This window comes from Flavobacterium gossypii (genome assembly GCF_014138495.1).
Taxonomy (GTDB): Bacteria; Bacteroidota; Bacteroidia; order Flavobacteriales; family Flavobacteriaceae; genus Flavobacterium; species Flavobacterium endophyticum.
Map to the genome: position 1 here is coordinate 578901 of NZ_JACJIS010000002.1, position 17140 is coordinate 596040.

The following is a 17140-nucleotide window of genomic DNA, read 5'->3' on the forward strand; positions in this document are numbered from 1 at the left end:
AAGTAACTGTTTATTAAACATTTAATAAAGAAAACCTAATCCCTTCAAAGTAGAATAAACATTACTTTTCGTAGGTTTTGAAATAATGCTAATCTCCCACAACTATGTCAAAAAACCTTAGTACTTCTGTCAAAAAAAATACATTTTTGTTCCTTACTCTATTTTTTTTGATGGCCGGATCGAAAGCCTCGGCTCAAATCTATTACCATAATTTTGGCACGACCGCTATCACGGCACATCCTTATACGGTAGCTCCAACGACTTTAAATACGCGTTTATCGGGTTCTTCGTGGAGCAACAGCTTAAATACATGGACAAGTACAACTGGAGCTACAGGAGAAGCAATCCGCCTTACTACCGCTACTGCCGCAACAATTACGCTTACGTTTAATGTGGCCGCCAACTTTCAGGCAGAAATCACTTCTTTTGATTTTTGGAGGGTGAGAAGTAATTTCGGTCCGCAAAACTGGTCGATGACCATCAATGGAATCAATGCCGGAAACGGTACCATCGGAACTACAGGCGCTGCACTCGGAACTACCAATGTTGCCAATACAATTTCGGGACTGACAGGAACCGTGACTGTAGTTATTTCGCTTAGCGGAGCTACCGGAAACGGTACGTTCCGTTTGGATGATTTTACCTTAAACGGAAGCGTGACTTCCAATTGCGCCGCTCCTACGATAACTTCTTTTTCGCCTACATCAGGTCCGCAGAATACCATAGTTACGATAAACGGAAATGGATTTTTAGCAGGTACAGGAACTTCCGCGGTAAAATTTAACGGTATTGACGCGACAAGTTTTACTGTTGTTTCCAATACGGTCATCAAGGCCTATGTTCCTGCAGGAAATGCTACAGGTAACATCAGCATTACGACCAACGGGTGCGAAGGGTTTTCATCGACCGGTTTTACTAAGCTGGAAACGAGCAGTATCGGGAATTATTCAAGCGATATCTATATCTCCGAACTGCATGATGCACAAGCTGGAGATGGCGGTGTCATAGAAATATATAATGGAACCGCATCCACGGTCAATCTAACTGGGTATACCATACGAAGGTATGGCGATATTGGCGGTGCGACTTTTTATACAATTGTACTTAGTGGTTCTATTCCTCCAGGAGGAATTTTTTTAATCGGAATTGGAACAGGCGTAATTCCGTGTAGCATTACTTCCAACCAGACTTATCCAACAGGATTTAATGCAAATGATGAATTCGAATTGATTAAAAACGGTGTGGTTATCGACAACGTACATGCTCCAAATAATGTGGGCTATTCCGTTATTAGAAATCCAAATGCTGTCGCTCCCAAAGTTGTTTTTAATGGTAGCGATTGGAATACTCAAACTTCTGAAAGCTGTGCTAATATCGGAATCCACAATGTAAGCAACCCTACGCCGCCAACATTGACAAATCCGACAAGCAGGGTTATTTGCGAAAATAATTCTGTTACTTATACCGCTACTCTTGCCAACAGTACAGGCTTTACTTTTCAATGGAAAAGGCTTGACGCATCAGGAAACTGGGTCAATATTACCAATGGAGCGCCTTATTCGGGAGCTACTACGAACACGCTTACCATCAATCCGACACCTTTAACTTTTGACGACAATCAGTATTATTGCCAGGTTACCTCTACGCAACATACCTTGATCAGTCATGCAGCACAATTGGAAGTAAATCCATCCACAGTTCCTGACTTTGCCACAGCACTTTCTTTCTGTAATGGAGGAACCGTTCCTGCATTAAGTACTACCTCTCCTAATGGTGTTACAGGAACCTGGAGTCCTGCTACGATAAGCAATACTGCAAGCGGAAGCTACGTCTTTACGCCAACTGCAGGATTATGTTCCCCAAGCGTCACATTAAACGTAACAATAAGCAACAGCATCGTGCCCGATTTCGCGACAACGCTGACCTTCTGTAATGGAGAAACAGTGCCTGCACTCCAAACCACTTCTCCAAACGGAATCACTGGAACATGGAGCCCTGCCACGATCAGCAACACGGCCAGCGGAAGCTACGTATTCACGCCAAATGCGGGACAATGCGCCACACCTATGACGCTGAACGTAACGATAAACAACAATATCCTACCTGATTTTCCAACGACACTAGCGTTATGCAACGGAGGTACGGTTCCTACACTAAACACGACTTCTCCTAATGGAATCACAGGAACATGGGCACCAGCAGCTATAAATAATACCGCTAGCGGAAGCTATGTCTTTACGCCAAACGCTGGACAATGTGCTACAAATATGACGCTGAATGTAACGATTAACAGCCCTATTACGCCAGATTTCCCTACAACATTGGTTTTCTGTAATGGAGCAACCGTACCGACACTCCAAGCTACTTCTCCAAACGGAATCACTGGAACTTGGAGTCCAGCCGCGATCAGCAACACAGCCAGCGGAAGCTACGTATTTACGCCGAATACCGGACAATGCGCCACGCTAATGACATTGAACGTCACGATTACCAATAACATCACGCCAGACTTCCCTACAGCATTATCCTTCTGCAACGGAGCAACAGTACCGACACTCCAAGCCACTTCTCCAAACGGAATTACCGGAATTTGGAGTCCTGCCACGATCAGCAACACGGCTAGCGGAAGCTACATCTTTACGCCGAATACGGGACAGTGTGCTACAGCCATGACGCTGAACGTGACTATAAACAACAATATCACGCCAGATTTCCCTATAACACTGGCTTTCTGCAACGGAGCAACCGTACCGACACTACAGGCTACCTCTCCAAACGGAATTACGGGAACTTGGAGTCCAGCCACGATCAGCAATACCGCAAGCGGAAGCTACGTATTTACGCCGAATACGGGACAATGTGCTACAGCCATGACGTTAAACGTAACCATAAATAACAATATCACGCCGGACTTCCCTACAGCATTGGCTTTTTGTAATGGTGGAACAGTTCCTTCCCTTCAAGCAACTTCTCCAAACGGAATCACGGGAACTTGGAGTCCTGCCACGATCAGCAACACAGGAAGCGGAAGCTATGTATTTACGCCGAATGCTGGACAGTGTGCCACACCAATGACATTGAACGTAACGATAAACAATAATATCACGCCGGACTTCCCTACAACATTATCCTTCTGCAACGGAGCTACAGTACCGACACTTCAGGCTACTTCTCCAAACGGAATCACAGGAACTTGGAGTCCTGCCACGATCAGCAACACCGCAAGCGGAAGCTACCTATTTACGCCGAATACGGGACAATGTGCTACAGCCATGACGCTGAACGTCACGATTAACAATAATATCACGCCGGACTTCCCTACAACGTTGGCTTTCTGTAATGGTGGAACGGTACCGACACTCCAAGCTACTTCTCCAAACGGAATCACGGGAACTTGGAGTCCTGCTTCGATAAGCAACACGGCTAGCGGAAGCTACGTATTTACGCCAACTGCAGGACAATGTGCTACAGCCATCACGCTGAACGTGACGATAAGCAATAACATCACGCCGGATTTCCCTACAGTATTATCTTTCTGTAACGGAGCAACGGTACCGACACTTCAAGCTACTTCTCCAAATGGAATTACGGGAACTTGGAGCCCTGCCACGATCAGCAACGCAGCCAGCGGAAGCTATGTATTTACTCCGAATACGGGACAATGCGCTACAGCAATGACATTGAACGTCACGATCAACAATAACATCACTCCGGATTTCCCTACAATATTGGCTTTCTGTAACGGCGGAACAGTCCCTGCGCTTCAAGCCACTTCTCCAAACGGAATTACGGGAACTTGGAGTCCTGCTACGATAAGCAACACGGCTAGCGGAAGCTACGTATTTACGCCAAATGCAGGACAATGTGCTACAGCTATGACGCTAAATGTGACCATAAATAACAACATAGTACCCGATTTTGCTACGGCAATGACTTTTTGCAGTGGAGACGGAATTCCGATATTAAATACGACTTCTCCGAATGGAATCACGGGTTCGTGGAATCCTGCCACAATCAGCAATACGGCCAGCGGAAGTTATGTCTTTACGCCAAGCGCCGGGCAATGTGCTACAGCTATTACATTGAATGTAACTATAAACAACCAAACCGTACCTGACTTTGCTACAACAATGACACTTTGTAACGGAAGTATGGCACCTGCTTTGGTTGCAACTTCTCCAAACGGAATTACAGGAACTTGGAGTCCTGCTGTGATCAGCAACACTGCAAGCGGAAGCTATGTATTTACGCCAAATGCGGGACAGTGTGCTACAGGTGCGACCTTAAACGTAACTGTAACGAACAGCATCACGCCGAATTTTGCAACGGCCTTAAACTTATGTTCTGGAGCGATAGCACCTGTATTGAGCACAACTTCTCCAAACGGAATCACGGGAACTTGGAGCCCTGCTACAATCAGCAATACTGTAAACGGAAATTATGTCTTCACGCCAAACGCAGGACAGTGTGCTGTAAATGCTACTTTGAATGTCACCATTAACGGAAACACGGTGCCTGACTTCCCTACTTCTCTTGCTTTCTGTAATGGCGAAACGGTGCCAGCACTTTTGGCAACTTCGCCAAACGGAATTACGGGAACTTGGAGTCCTGCTACGATAAGCAATACGGCAAGCGGCAATTATGTCTTTACGCCAAATGCGGGACAGTGTGCTACAAGCATTACTTTAAGGGTAACTATTAACAGTAGAGTTGTTCCTAATTTTGCAACGGTAATGACTTTTTGTAACGGAGGTACAGTACCTGCCTTAAATACGACTTCGCCTAACGGAATCACAGGAACTTGGACTCCTGCCACGATAAGCAATACGGCTAACGGAACGTATGTCTTTACGCCAAATACAGGCCAGTGTGCTACAAACGCAACATTGAATGTGACTATCAATCCTACTATCGTTCCTGATTTTGCAACGGCATTGGCTTTTTGCAGTGGTGAAACGGTACCGGCACTTCAGGCGACTTCTCCTAACGGAATAAGCGGTACTTGGAGTCCTGCCACAATCAGCAATACGGCTAGCGGAAGCTACGTATTTACGCCGAATGCGGGACAGTGTGCCACGAGTACTACATTGAATGTTACGATTAATAATAGCGTGGCTTTGCCAGCTATAAATGGTCCTATTTCGGTATGTATTACGAATACGATACAACTGACACATACGACTCCGGGCGGCACTTGGTCAAGCAACAATACGAATGCGGCTACGGTAGATGCTGCCGGAAATGTTACGGGAGTGAATGCCGGAACAGCGGTAATAACCTATTCTGTAGGCAACGGCAATTGTACTTCTATCGTCAGAAAAACGATTATTGTGTATCTGCCACCTAGTCCGGTACTTAAGGATGATTTTATTTGTTTGGATAACCAAACGGGAGCTGTTCTTTCAACGGTAACGTTGTACAGCCACATTCCTAATGGTAATCATACGTTTGTGTGGACACGAAATAATGTGGTATTGCCAACGACAACGAATACGCATATTGCTACCGAGCCTGGAAATTATCAGGTGGTTGTTACTAATTTAAATACGGGCTGTACGGCTTCGGCTTCGGCTACCGTGGGTACTTCTTCTCTTGCGATAGCTACTGCTACCGTAGGCAGGGATTTTGACAAAAACCAAATCATTACGGTAAATGTTACAGGAGGCTCTGGCCAGTATGAATTCCAGTTGAATGGCGGCACTCCGCAACAAAGCAACCAGTTTACGAATATCTATGAGGGGGAATATGAAATTACGGTAAAAGATACGCAGGGATGTGGTGAAATTACATTAACGGTCTATGCTTTGAATTATCCGTATTATTTTACGCCTAACGCGGATGGTTATAATGATACTTGGAATGTTGATGGCCTCGCCAACCAGCCAGAGGCTATGATTTATATTTTTGACCGCTACGGAAAACTCATCAAGCAGATTTTCCCTTCATCGGCGGGATGGGACGGAACGTATAACGGCCATGCGCTACCTGCTACGGATTATTGGTTTAAGCTATTGTACAAAAGCAGAGATGGTGTAGCTAAGGAGTTCAAGGCGCATTTTGCCTTGAAGCGATAGTGTTTGCTTATTATTTCAACAAAATACCACAATCATGAATTTCATCAAACCTAAAAGGTACGAGGATGTAGTTTACAATTTAGACCACGTGTATAAAATCGAGAAGCTTATTGACGAGTATGAGTTTCATTTTAATAACGGAAGGGTTGTGAGCGTGAAGTCGTCGTTAGTGAGCAATAAAATCAAGAAATTATTCGATACAAAATATAAAAAGAAAAATCTTACAGAATCTAAAAAAACTTCTGAAAGTTCGAAGTAAGTTTCCTCAACTTGTACAAAATCAGTCTAAATACTGCTATTTTGTAACGATTTTTAGCTCGGTAATTTGAAAAAGAGCAAATTTTAAAGTAAGTTTGTATAGCCCTAATCTATTACTTAAAATTACAAAAAATCCCTTCTACCACGAGGGTGAACGTTATGGAATACAATAAAACAAATACCCTGAGCGATGAAGTCTCAGTGGTAAAGAAAATCATGCGTAAATTTAAGGTTTATGCAGAGCGCTATTATAAATACCCCTTTCCTGAAGAACCTTTTTTTAAAGAAATTGCGGAAAAGTGCATCAGCGATGCTTTTGGCGCGAACCATAACGAATCATTTACGAAAGCAAAGATCAAAGAGCTTTGGGGATTCGTGAAAAAACAGGCTTTAAATTATATCCTTAATGTGGAAGCGGAATTGGAAAAAGAGTTTCCTAATCAGGGACAGATTAGTTTTTATGCTTTCAAGCTGAACTGCAATCCTGATGTCATCAGGGATAGGGTCACGGCTTTTAAGTCGCAGTTTACGGACATGGAGGATTTTATTTCTCGATAGTTGTAGGTATTATTTCTTATTATAAAAAAAGCTCCTAAAGGGAGCTTTTTTGTTTTTGTTGCGGTGTATTATTGTTTTATAAATTTTGCCGAGGTATTTTCTTTTTCTCCTTTAAGCCTTAGAATGTAGGTTCCTTTTTCGAGCTGGGATACGTCGATTTCTCCAGTGGTAGTGTTTTTCTTTTCGTAGACTTTTTTTCCTTGTTCGTCTAGAATGATAATGTGGCTCCAGAACTTGGCTTCTTTTAGGTGGAGCGTATCTTTTACGGGATTGGGAAAAGGAGCTTCTTCTTTTGCGGCTGTCTTGCTGGACAAGGTGGTACTGAGTTCTTGAATGGAAAAATCGGCAAAGAGGACTTCTTCATCTCTTAATTGTTCGGGACTGAGAAGGCTTCGGTAGATGCCCCATTTGGGACGGATGCCGTTGGCATTGTCTCTCCACATCCTGATGTTGTTGTTGGAATAGTTGAGCAATACGGAGTTATCGCTTATTTTTTTTAGCGTGATGGCGTATTTGCCGTTTTCGGCATAGGTAATGGTTTCTGTGGCTTCTACCCACACTCCTTTGAACAGCGAGAGATTGGCAGACGCCATCTGTACGGAGGTAATGCTGTCGGAATGCATGACTTGGAGCTTTGGGGAGCTTCCGCCGCGGGTAATGAGTGAAACTACAGGGATATCTTCGTGCGGACCGCCATAGGCTTTTATCTGGTGGATGTGCGTGAATTTATTGGAGGCTTGAAAGGCGGCATCGAGCTTGAATTTCCATTTGTAAACGACTGTCTCGCCCAAAGTGCCGATAAGGTTGTCTGGCGATTGGTTGTAGGTCTTGATTTCGTTGCGCTGCCTGTCGAACTTAATGCAGCGGTCGTTGTCGTGCGAGACGTGGATGTGGAACTTAAAGACGTATTTGTTGAGCTGGGCATCCCAGACTTCTTCTATGTGCCGGCCAAAGCTGGAATGGGCACAGTCTGGGGCTTCTACTACGTCGTAGCCGGGTGCCAATACGCTATTGATGAGCTCATAGGTGTTGCCGGGACCGTCTGCAGACAGCGTGACTTGTGCCAAGGAAACCTGACTTAGCAGCAGCAGTGTGTATTTTATTAGTTTCATACTGGATGCAAATTACGTATTCGGTTTTTTGTTTTTTGTTTTTTAGGGGAAAATATGTTTTATTACTTATTTCATCTCTAAAGGTGTAAAATCAGTTTCTAAAACTGTAAAAGCTTCTTCTGAAAGTATAAAATGAATTTCTAAAGCTATAAAAAGAACTTCTTAAACTGTAAAAATAGTTTCTAAAGGCATGAAATGAATTTCTAAAGACGTGAAACTAGTTTCTAAAGGCGTGAAATGAATTTCTAAAGGCGTGAAAATAGTTTCTAAAGACCTGAAAAGAGCTTCTAAAAGCATGAAATGAATTTCTAAAGGCGTGAAAATAGTTTCTAAAGACGTGAAAAGAGTTTCTAAACCTATGAAAAGAACTTCTAAAGGCTGTTAGCCTCTTTTTTATTTTTTATGATTCTTAAAGGTTTCTACGGATAGCTGTGCGGCTTTTTGGATGGCATCGTAATCGAAGCTGCCGTCGTTGTTTTTTACGAAGAGCTGCGAGCCGAGTCCGACGCAATGGGCTCCGGCATCCAACCATTGCTTGAGGTTTTCTGCTGTGGGCTGTACGCCTCCTGTGGGCATGATGCTTGACCATGGGCAGGGTGCTTTTACGGCTTTTATGAATTCGGGACCTCCTACTTGCTGTGCTGGAAAAATCTTTACGATATCGGCGCCGAGGGTTTCGGAATAGCTGATTTCGGTGAGCGACCCGCATCCGGGCATCCATGGTATTTTTCTGCGGTTGCAGGTGGCTGCCATTTCTGCATTGACGATTGGCGATACTACGAAATTGGCGCCGAGCTGGATGTATAGCGAGGTGGTGCCGGCGTCGACTACGGAGCCGATGCCGAGGATCATTTCGGGCAGGCTGGCTTGGGCATAGGCGAGCAATTCTTCGAAGACTTTGTGGGCTCCGTCGCCTCGGTTGGTGAATTCGAAAATGCGGACGCCGCCGTCGTATACGGCTTTTAGGATTTTTTTGCAGGTGGCGGCGTCTTGGTGGTAAAAGACGGGCACGATGCCGTTTTGGCTGATGGTGTTGAGCACTTGCAGTTTTGAAAATCTTGCCATGGTTTATCGTATTAGTCTTCCTGAGGTGTTGCCTCGGGCAATTTGGTTAATCTCATTGAAGTCGGCCAGGTTGGCATCGCCTTCGATGGTGTGTTTTATAGCGCAGGCGGCATTGGCAAAGGCGAGGGTTTCTTTTTCGGAATAGTTGTTCAGCTCTCCAAAAATGACTCCTGCTGCAAAGGCATCGCCTGTCCCGATACGGTCTACGATGTGGGTAATTTCGATGGGCTCGCAGGAGAACAGGTTTTTTCCGTTCCACATACGGGCTTCGATTTGGTGCCATGAGGCGTTTTTTCCGGTTCGGGTCTTGTCGTAAATGGTCTTTATTTTTGGAAATTCTGCTTTGAGGGCAATGCTTCCTTTTTTGAAATCTTCGTCGGAAAGGGAGAGATCGGTTCCTAAGAGCTCGTTGAATTGTTCGGCTCCTCCGATAAAAACGTCGGAAAGGGCTACGAGTCCTTTGAGGGCATCTTCTGCTTTTCTTCCGTATTTCCAGAGTCCGGTTCTATAGGCTGGGTCGCAGGAAACGGTAACCTTCATTTCTTTGGCAATCATCAGGGCTTCTTTTAGGGCCAGGAAATTGTTTTCGGAGTGTGCTGGCGTGATTCCTGTCCAGTGAAACCAGTCGGCATTTTTGAAAATAGCGGCCCATGGAATGGAATTGGGTTCTAGGGCGCGAAAGGCGGAATGGTTTCGGTTGTAGGAGATGACTCCTGAACGCACGACTGCTCCGGGTTCTACAAAATAGAGCCCGAGTGGTTCTTCTCCTTTTTGTACATAGGAGGTGTCGACACCGTTGCTTTTTAGGTTGGAAAGGGCGGCGTTTCCGAGGAAATCGTCGGAGACACGGCTAACGTGCATCGTCTGGCAGCCTAGTATGGAGAGGGAGACCGAAACGTTGGTTTCGGTTCCTCCATAGTAGATTTCCAGCTGATTGGTTTGTGCCATTTTCTTGAATCCTGGCGGCGTCAGCCTTGCGAGTATTTCACCAAATGTGACTACTTTTTTCATTGTCGTGTATTAGCTGAATGCGAGGCCTCCGTTAATATCAATATTGTTTCCTGTCAGGAATGAGGATTCGTCTGATGCGAGGTAGGCTACTAAATCGGCTACTTCTGAGGCTTTTCCTTCTCTTCTCAACGGGGTTCCGTTGGCTACGTTAACGCGTACTTCTGGTTTTGTAAAGGTGTCGTGGAAGGCCGTGGCGATCATTCCTGGGCAGAGTGCGTTAACGCGGATGCCTTGTGGTCCGAATTCTTTTGCGAGTCCTCTGGTATAGGTCATCACGGCTCCTTTTGCTGAGGCGTAAAGGGATGCTCCTGGCCCTCCTCCATCGCGTCCGGCTTGAGAGGCGAAGTTAATGATGGATGCTCCTGCTTTCATCAAAGGCTTGAAGGCTTTTGTAACTAGGAAAACTGATTTGAAATTTACGTTGATCATGGTGTCAAAGAAATCGACATCCATTTCTTCAATGGTCTTGCGGGCAATAAGTCCTCCGGCTACGTTCACCAATACGTGAACTTCTTCTCCGAATGCTTTTTTTGTCTCGCTTACGAGCAGATCGATATCGGCTTGCTGGGTCATATCGCCTTGTACGATGATGGCCTTGCCTCCTACTTCTTCAATCAGCTTTAAGGTGGTATCGCCGTCTTCTTGGCTCATATAATAGTTCACCACTACATTGGCTCCTTCTTTTGCCAACTTAATAGCTACTTCTCTTCCAATGTCTCTTGCTCCTCCTGTTACTACGGCTGTTTTTCCTTTTAATTTCATTGTAATTCTATTTAATATTTGGTTTTAATTCTATGTGTTTACTGGTCTTATTTTTTTTATCAGTGCGAATATCGAGAGTACGCCCAGCGGCACGAAGGCGGCTATGATGATAAAGGCTGGCGTATAGGATGTTTTGGTGATGACGGGGATGAGGAAGTTCATGGTGATGACCGAGATGACTCCGATAGAGCCTCCTAATCCTGCGAGCGTGCCTACTGATTTTTTGTCCATAAGGTCGCTCGGCAGCGTCTGGATGTTGCCGATGGCGAACTGAAAACCGAACAGGACGAAGGAGACGATGATGACGAACTTGGTCGGGGTGTCTCCGAAGAAGATGGTGGCCATGAGTCCTAGGAACATGATGATTCCTGCAATGACGATGGCTTGTTTTCTTCCTTTGTCTACGGATTTGGTCTTGGCGATAATCATTCCGGAGTACCAGCCTCCGGCAAGGCTTCCGAGCGCGGCTCCTACATAGGGAACCCAGGCGAAGAGCCCGATTTGCTTGACATCAAAGCCGTAGGTTTTTTGGAGGTACAGGGGCATCCAGCCTACGAATAGCCACCAGATGGGTTCCATGAAGAAACGGCAGATGATGACGCCCCAGCTTTCTTTGTGGGAAAGGATCTGGGTGATAGACATTCCTTTTTTGGCTTCTTCTTCTGGCGTGGCTTCGGCTTTTCCGTCGAGTATGTGTCTTTTTTCTTCTTCGGTAATCCAGGGGTGGTCTTTTGGGAGTTTTTTAAAGACGATAAGCCACGGAATAATCCAGAGGAGTCCCATTGCTCCTATGATGATGAAGGTGGTCTTCCATCCGTAGGCTACGAACATGGCGGATATGAAAAGGGGGGCAATTATGGAACCGATGGAGGCTCCGGCGTTGAAAATTCCTTGCGCGATGGCTCTTTCTTGTAGGGGGAACCATTCGGAATTGCTTTTTACGGCTCCGGGCCAGTTTCCTGCTTCGGAGATTCCGAGCGTGATCCTGACGAAGGCTAGCGACAGGAGCCCTTTTACGGCAAAATGAAATAGTGAGGATAGCGACCAGACGAATATGGCAATGACAAAGCCGAGCCGGGTTCCTATTTTGTCAAATAGTTTTCCGGAGACGGACTGTCCGATGGCATAGGAAATCATGAAGAGGTTGAGTATCAATGCGTAATCGGCATCGCTCATTCCTAAGTCTTTTCCCATGGCCGGCCACATCAGCGATAAGGCGGAGCGGTCGATGTAATTGATGATGGTTGCAAAACCGATCAGGGTAATGATCCACCATCGTAATCCTTTAATTTTCATAATTTACTTTAAGGGGCTCGTGCAAGCCGGTTATTATTTGACTATCTTGATAGTCTTTGTGTTCTTGTCTGATTGTACATTTACGATATAGGTACCTGTTGCTAGGGCCGACATGTCTATGGCTGCTTCTGTGGCATTGATTTCTTGGTTTAGCAGTTTTTGTCCGAACAGGTTAAAGATGCTTACGGAGTCGATGTTTTCTGCTGCTGTAATGGTAAGCTTGTCTTTTACTGGGTTTGGATAGGCTGCTATTTTATTGGTATTGAATTCTTCTGTCCCAAGGGCTGCTTCATAGGTCATTTCTATGTCGTCGATAGCTCCCCAGCCTATAGTAGCAGGGTCGTTTAGGTTGGTTGACCTGAATGTTACTACTAGGTATTGGGTTGTTCCTGCTACAATTGCTGATTCTGGCACTGGTGCTGTTATCTGCGTGTAGGTTGGATAGGCGGCAGCGGTCGATGGAAATTTGTCTGAAAATCGTACTGCTGCTGTTCCGTTTGTTGGCGCTTCGGTCATTAGTGACAGGTATACGTAGTCGTTTGGTCCGGTTGCTGGGTCAATTACGACTACTTCTTGTTTGTATTTGAATTTTACTTGAACGTTTGTTGCTCCTGCGGGAATGGTCACGGGACGGTAGATGTGTACGGTTCTGCTTCCTGCCGTGGTTCCTACGGTTGTGGCGCTGCTTCCTATGAAGGCTCCTCTTATTCCTGAGAATCCTGCTTGCCCGGTGCCTATCTGCCATTTTCTTGAGCCGTAGGTGTGGTTTAGGAGCGTCCAGCCGTTTCCTTCAAAGGTGTCTGCTGTTTCAAAGCCTCCGTCTCCTGTCGGGCTTACGAGGGTCATTGTTGTCTGCGCATTTCCTTGGAATGCGAATGCTACTAAAAATGCAGCGAATAGGGTAATTTTTTTCATAAATAATAAGTTTAAGAATTAAGTGTCTTGTTGATTAAGTATTGATTTATGACCTACTCCAACGTCTTGCAGCAGGCGGGGGTTATTTTAAAAAGTCTTCTCTGATTGGGCTAAACACGTCGATGAGCATTCCGGCTTCGAGGCAGATGGCTCCGTGCAGGATGTTGGGCTCGATATAGAAGGCGTCTCCGGCTTGGAGGATTTTCTTTTCGTTATTGATGGTTACTTCAAATTTTCCGGATACGACGTAGGAGGTCTGCGAGTGGTAGTGTTGGTGGATCGGGCCTATTCCTCCGGTCTCGAAGGCGACCTTGACCATCATGATGCTGACGTCATAGCCTGTGATTTGTCTTTTTACGCCTTCGGAAACGGTTTCCCAAGGGTTTTCGTTTTCTACATAGAATGCTTCTGTCTTGATATTCATGGTTCTTAGTTTGTGATTAGTGTATAGCTGCCTTTCCACTCTGTGTTTTTTCCGTTGATGGTCATCTTGTGTTTTGTGGCTGGCGTTGTTTTTTTGTTTGCGAATAGTAGCGTGTATGATTTTTTGTTCTTGAACGTGACGAGGACTGCGGTGTAGTTGTCGTCTTGTTTTAGGATTTGGATGGCTTCTACTTTGGAATGTGGGTCTTGTACGGATTCTAGTTTTGGGTCGAAGCTTCCGTGCGGCTCGATGATGCTTACGAAGGTGTAATTTTTCTTGTCGCTGGCTCTTACCATATAGCCGGATTCGTTTCTTAGGTTGAAATTTGGGTCGTTGGCTCCGAGGCGGGTCATTACGATCTTATTGGTGTCGTCTGTGAGCGTTGAGATGGTATAGAACCTGCTGTCATTAAGCCATGTGAATTTTGAGAGGCTTGGGTTTGCTTTTGCTTCGGCTAGTTTCCATAGGTGCTGGTAGCCGTTTGCTTTTCCTAACGGGGAAAGGGCGGTTACTGCTGGTTCGTATTTGAAATCGGTTTCCATAATCTGCCCGCTGTACATAAAGTTCAGGTCGTATTGGTGGCTTTCTTTTGATTTTAGGGAAAGGATGTCTAGCATGAACGGGGTCTCTGCTTCGATAAGGGCGACCGTGCGCTGCATTTCGACTCCGGCATAGGCATTGCTTTCTACTGCGCTGGCAATTTGGATGGCGGGATTGGAGATATCCGAAAAGATGGTGTGAGGAGCCTGCTTTTCGGCTTCTTTCCAATCGCCATCGTAATGTGATTTTTCATCAACGATTACGGTATTGTGTGCGACAGAGGCTTGTGCCCATGTCTTGTTTTCTTCTAGGTAGCGTCCGCCGCTTTTTGATTCGACATTGAGGAAACGTGCGGCACCGTAGTCTTGCAGGATTTCTTTGTCGTTGTTGTAGAGCAGGATGCCCAGGCGGTCAAAGTGTCCGTGTCCCATGCCTTGTGAGGCGAATTTGAATACGGCGGTGAGCTGTTCGTCTTTTTTCTTGGTGTGCATGCGGAACAGCGCGAGTCCTCCGGATTTGCCTTCGGGTCCGTCGGCAATAATCATCGGGTTCTTGACGAATTCTTGTTTTTTCATGTTCTGGATGGCTTCGGCTGATTTGAGTCCGGCTCCAGAGATGGAGATTTCGCCTTGTTGCTGGATTACTGGCAGGATGGCGGTTTCGTTATAGTTTTCGTAAACGATGTTGGTGGCAAAGACGAGTTCTTCTGTCATGAAGTTTTTTTCTTTGAGGGCATCGTTTATCGGAAAGAAATAGCCGTTGGCGTCTGTGAGCTGCAGTACGGTATTGGTTGCTTTTCTTAGGATCTGGTTTCTGTAGTCGAAAATCTTGAGCTCTGGCTGGTTTCTGTTGATGGCTTCTGCAAAGACCATGAAGGGCTGCAGGGCGTATCTTTGGTAATAGGGTCCTTCAGAATAGTAGCCGTCTGGCGAAAAGAGCAGGTCGATTTGTTTGATAAAGCCTGTTTTTTTGTCTTTGGCGGAACCGTATAGGGCTCTTTCGACCATGTCTTTGTCGTTTAGGACATAGCCTGTCATTCCGACTGCGGCTACGGCCCAGGTACCGTGGTTGTGGATTTTGTTGAAGGTGTCTTTGCCGCTTTCGCTTTCGCTCAGGAATGCTGCCATGCTCTTGAAGACGTCTCTTTCGATGGTTTCTCTGTTTTGGGCGCTGATGTTTTCTTTTACGAGGTCATAGGCTTGGATTCCGTGTACGAGCCATACGCAGTCGTTGAGTCCTTGCCAGAAGAGCTTGCCGGAGTTTTGTTCGGCTTTTCTTTTGGGATGCAGCGGCAGGCCTGGGTATATTTTGGCGTATTCGAGCAGCATGTCTTCTACGAATTTTGCATATTTTTTGTCGCCGGTGACTTGGAAAGCGAGTCCGGAATAGTACATTTCTCTGTAGTTTTTCTTGTGCTTTTCGTGTGAATAGCCGCCTCCATTATCGACAGGGATTGGTACTTCGATTGGTTTTTCTAGGGCTTTGTCGGCACCTTTTTTTACTTTGGAAAAGGATTTTTCTAGGGCTTTGTAATCGCCTAAATGCTGGCTGATATTCTTTGCTTCGGCTTTTGAAAGAAGCAAAAGGGGCGCGTAGTCTTGGGCAAAAGCATTGCCCGACAGTACTGTAAAGAGTACTGTCAGACTGATTGCTTTTATGGTTTTGTATTTCATTCTTGTGTTGTATTAATTAAATGTGCTGGTCAAATCGACTGCTCCTACTCCTGTCAGGACTTCGTCGGTAATGATAAACCAGTCTGCGTTTACTTCTAATGGCACGTTGGCTTGGTTGTCTGTGAGGTAGTTCATTCTTAGGTAGTTTCCGCTTACAAAGTCGGAAGCTGTAACGGTCGGGAACAGGTCTCTCAGGCGGACAGCGACTAGCTTCCACTCGCCTCCTGTGTTGTAATGGACTAGTTTTTTGCTGATGGCGGAGGTGGCGTATAGTCTTAGCGTAGGCGTTGTATTGTTGGTGTTGAGCCAGAAATGCAGCACGGGGTTGTTGTTGAAGGCTCCGGCATCGAAAGCGGTTTTCCAGGTGGCATTGGTGGCGAATGAGAATCTCATGTAGGCGATACTGCTTCCGTTGTCTGTTGGGGAAAGCATTTTTAGGTGGTGGTAGTTAGTGCTGCTTGGGAATGGCGGCTGTGCTACGGTTCCGTTTAATTGGTTTGCGGTAATCTGTGCGGCTTGTCCGGCGGTGATTACTTCCATGCCTTGTGCTTCGAAATTGAAATAGGTTTCAACGTTTCGGTTGATGTAGGCAATCGGGTCGCTGGTTACTTCCATCCCGTCGCCGTATACTAGCTTGATGGCGTAGAAGCCGGTCGGCAATTCGGTCGGAGCGTTAAAGGTGATGCTTGTCGGCGTTACTTCGAAGGTGGTGATAGGCGTGGTTCCCAAAATAATGCCTGTTACTAGGTTCATGTCTGTTCCGCCAATCTGCACGGGATTGTTTTTGATGATGGCTTTTGGGAAACCGGTTACGGCAGGCGTCGGCACGTCGATGGTATAGTTTTCGACTAGTGGTACGGCTACTTCTCCGGAAACGGTATTGTAGCTATAGGTCAGTGCTAGCGGGCTTGGCCCTGTGTTTGGGGTCTTGACGATAATGGTTCTGTCGTCTTGGAATTCGATTGTTCCGTTAACAGTACCGAAAGTGACTTTTGTGACTACTTGGAGGTTGTTTCCGCTGATGGTAATGTTTTCGTTTACGACAGACATTGTTGGGAGTTCTGAGGTAATTGTTGGAACGGGATAGGTAATCGTCAGGCTTTCTGCTGATGAGGCTACTTTATCGGAATCGGTCGTTAGGCGGATGATTCCGTCTACGGCTGAAGCGGGCACTTTGATGATCAGTATTCTTGAGTTTTCACGGGAATAGATCTGGGCTTCGACATCGCCGATGTAGGCTTTTGTGACGAAGTTCAGGTTGGTTCCGGTAATGGTCACCAGGCTTTGGATGGGTGCCGAGGCTGGGGAAAATGATTCGACTGTTGGCTGTGCCGCAAGGATTTCTTCGAATGTCTTGTCTACTTCGGTGTCTGCATCGCAGGATAGGATCACGACTGCAAGCATCATGCAGGCGAATCTGTATATTTTTTCTTGTAGTATGCTTTTCATGTG

At 45.9% G+C, this 17140-nt stretch carries 13 protein-coding genes; 3 read left to right on the forward strand and 10 right to left on the reverse strand.

All coding sequences use genetic code 11. The features are described from left to right. Positions 1–104: 104 nt before the first annotated feature. The 3 genes from GGR22_RS12455 (at position 105) to GGR22_RS12465 (ending at position 6890) form a co-directional block, all read left to right on the forward strand. Positions 105–6074 (forward strand): T9SS type B sorting domain-containing protein, encoded by a 5970-nt coding sequence (locus GGR22_RS12455; protein WP_182493934.1) that lies wholly within the window; start codon positions 105–107, stop codon positions 6072–6074. Positions 6075–6108: 34 nt separating this feature from the next. After that, positions 6109–6333 carry a hypothetical protein gene (locus tag GGR22_RS12460; protein WP_182493935.1) on the forward strand — a complete coding sequence of 75 codons (225 nt, stop codon included), beginning with the start codon at positions 6109–6111 and terminating at the stop codon, positions 6331–6333. A 158-nt stretch (positions 6334–6491) separates the two neighbouring features. Continuing rightward, entirely contained in the window at positions 6492–6890 is a 399-nt protein-coding gene (locus GGR22_RS12465; protein ID WP_121377372.1) for a hypothetical protein, read from the forward strand. Between the two features lie 68 nt (positions 6891–6958). Here GGR22_RS12465 and GGR22_RS12470 read toward each other — a convergent pair whose 3' ends face one another. The 10 genes from GGR22_RS12470 to GGR22_RS12510 all read right to left on the reverse strand — a co-directional run bounded on the left by GGR22_RS12470 (position 6959) and on the right by GGR22_RS12510 (position 17137). After that, positions 6959–8002 carry a T9SS type A sorting domain-containing protein gene (locus GGR22_RS12470; protein WP_182493936.1) on the reverse strand — a complete coding sequence of 348 codons (1044 nt, stop codon included), beginning with the start codon at positions 8000–8002 and terminating at the stop codon, positions 6959–6961. 162 nt (positions 8003–8164) lie between these two features. Beyond that, on the reverse strand, positions 8165–8299 hold the full coding sequence (locus GGR22_RS17195; RefSeq protein ID WP_262888882.1) for a hypothetical protein: 135 nt from the start codon (positions 8297–8299) through the stop codon (positions 8165–8167). 96 nt (positions 8300–8395) lie between these two features. Continuing rightward, the gene (locus GGR22_RS12475) at positions 8396–9067 is read right to left on the reverse strand and encodes a bifunctional 4-hydroxy-2-oxoglutarate aldolase/2-dehydro-3-deoxy-phosphogluconate aldolase (RefSeq protein ID WP_182493937.1); all 672 of its coding nucleotides are present in this window, start codon (positions 9065–9067) and stop codon (positions 8396–8398) included. Positions 9068–9070: 3 nt separating this feature from the next. After that, positions 9071–10078, reverse strand: a complete 1008-nt coding sequence (locus GGR22_RS12480; RefSeq protein ID WP_182493938.1) for a sugar kinase — start codon at positions 10076–10078, stop codon at positions 9071–9073. A 9-nt stretch (positions 10079–10087) separates the two neighbouring features. Then, positions 10088–10840 (reverse strand): SDR family NAD(P)-dependent oxidoreductase, encoded by a 753-nt coding sequence (locus GGR22_RS12485; RefSeq protein ID WP_121377376.1) that lies wholly within the window; start codon positions 10838–10840, stop codon positions 10088–10090. A gap of 30 nt (positions 10841–10870) precedes the next feature. Then, positions 10871–12136 carry an MFS transporter gene (locus GGR22_RS12490; RefSeq protein WP_121377377.1) on the reverse strand — a complete coding sequence of 422 codons (1266 nt, stop codon included), beginning with the start codon at positions 12134–12136 and terminating at the stop codon, positions 10871–10873. Positions 12137–12169: 33 nt separating this feature from the next. Further along, a complete protein-coding gene (locus tag GGR22_RS12495; RefSeq protein ID WP_182493939.1) occupies positions 12170–13051 on the reverse strand; it encodes a T9SS type A sorting domain-containing protein in 882 nt (293 codons plus the stop codon). An 82-nt stretch (positions 13052–13133) separates the two neighbouring features. After that, positions 13134–13475 (reverse strand): cupin domain-containing protein, encoded by a 342-nt coding sequence (locus GGR22_RS12500; RefSeq protein ID WP_121377379.1) that lies wholly within the window; start codon positions 13473–13475, stop codon positions 13134–13136. A 5-nt stretch (positions 13476–13480) separates the two neighbouring features. Next, the gene (locus GGR22_RS12505) at positions 13481–15688 is read right to left on the reverse strand and encodes an alginate lyase family protein (protein WP_182493940.1); all 2208 of its coding nucleotides are present in this window, start codon (positions 15686–15688) and stop codon (positions 13481–13483) included. 12 nt (positions 15689–15700) lie between these two features. After that, the gene (locus GGR22_RS12510) at positions 15701–17137 is read right to left on the reverse strand and encodes an IPT/TIG domain-containing protein (protein WP_182493941.1); all 1437 of its coding nucleotides are present in this window, start codon (positions 17135–17137) and stop codon (positions 15701–15703) included. Between the last annotated feature and the right edge of the window lie 3 nt (positions 17138–17140).

Coding starts and splice junctions, on each gene's coding strand:
- GGR22_RS12460 (WP_182493935.1), top strand. CDS start 6,109: ATGAATTTCATCAAACCTAAAAGGTACGAGGATGTAGTTTACAATTTA.
- GGR22_RS12485 (WP_121377376.1), bottom strand. CDS start 10,840: ATGAAATTAAAAGGAAAAACAGCCGTAGTAACAGGAGGAGCAAGAGAC.
- GGR22_RS12500 (WP_121377379.1), bottom strand. CDS start 13,475: ATGAATATCAAGACAGAAGCATTCTATGTAGAAAACGAAAACCCTTGG.
- GGR22_RS12495 (WP_182493939.1), bottom strand. CDS start 13,051: ATGAAAAAAATTACCCTATTCGCTGCATTTTTAGTAGCATTCGCATTC.
- GGR22_RS12480 (WP_182493938.1), bottom strand. CDS start 10,078: ATGAAAAAAGTAGTCACATTTGGTGAAATACTCGCAAGGCTGACGCCG.
- GGR22_RS12455 (WP_182493934.1), top strand. CDS start 105: ATGTCAAAAAACCTTAGTACTTCTGTCAAAAAAAATACATTTTTGTTC.
- GGR22_RS12510 (WP_182493941.1), bottom strand. CDS start 17,137: ATGAAAAGCATACTACAAGAAAAAATATACAGATTCGCCTGCATGATG.
- GGR22_RS12505 (WP_182493940.1), bottom strand. CDS start 15,688: ATGAAATACAAAACCATAAAAGCAATCAGTCTGACAGTACTCTTTACA.
- GGR22_RS12475 (WP_182493937.1), bottom strand. CDS start 9,067: ATGGCAAGATTTTCAAAACTGCAAGTGCTCAACACCATCAGCCAAAAC.
- GGR22_RS12465 (WP_121377372.1), top strand. CDS start 6,492: ATGGAATACAATAAAACAAATACCCTGAGCGATGAAGTCTCAGTGGTA.
- GGR22_RS17195 (WP_262888882.1), bottom strand. CDS start 8,299: ATGCTTTTAGAAGCTCTTTTCAGGTCTTTAGAAACTATTTTCACGCCT.
- GGR22_RS12490 (WP_121377377.1), bottom strand. CDS start 12,136: ATGAAAATTAAAGGATTACGATGGTGGATCATTACCCTGATCGGTTTT.
- GGR22_RS12470 (WP_182493936.1), bottom strand. CDS start 8,002: ATGAAACTAATAAAATACACACTGCTGCTGCTAAGTCAGGTTTCCTTG.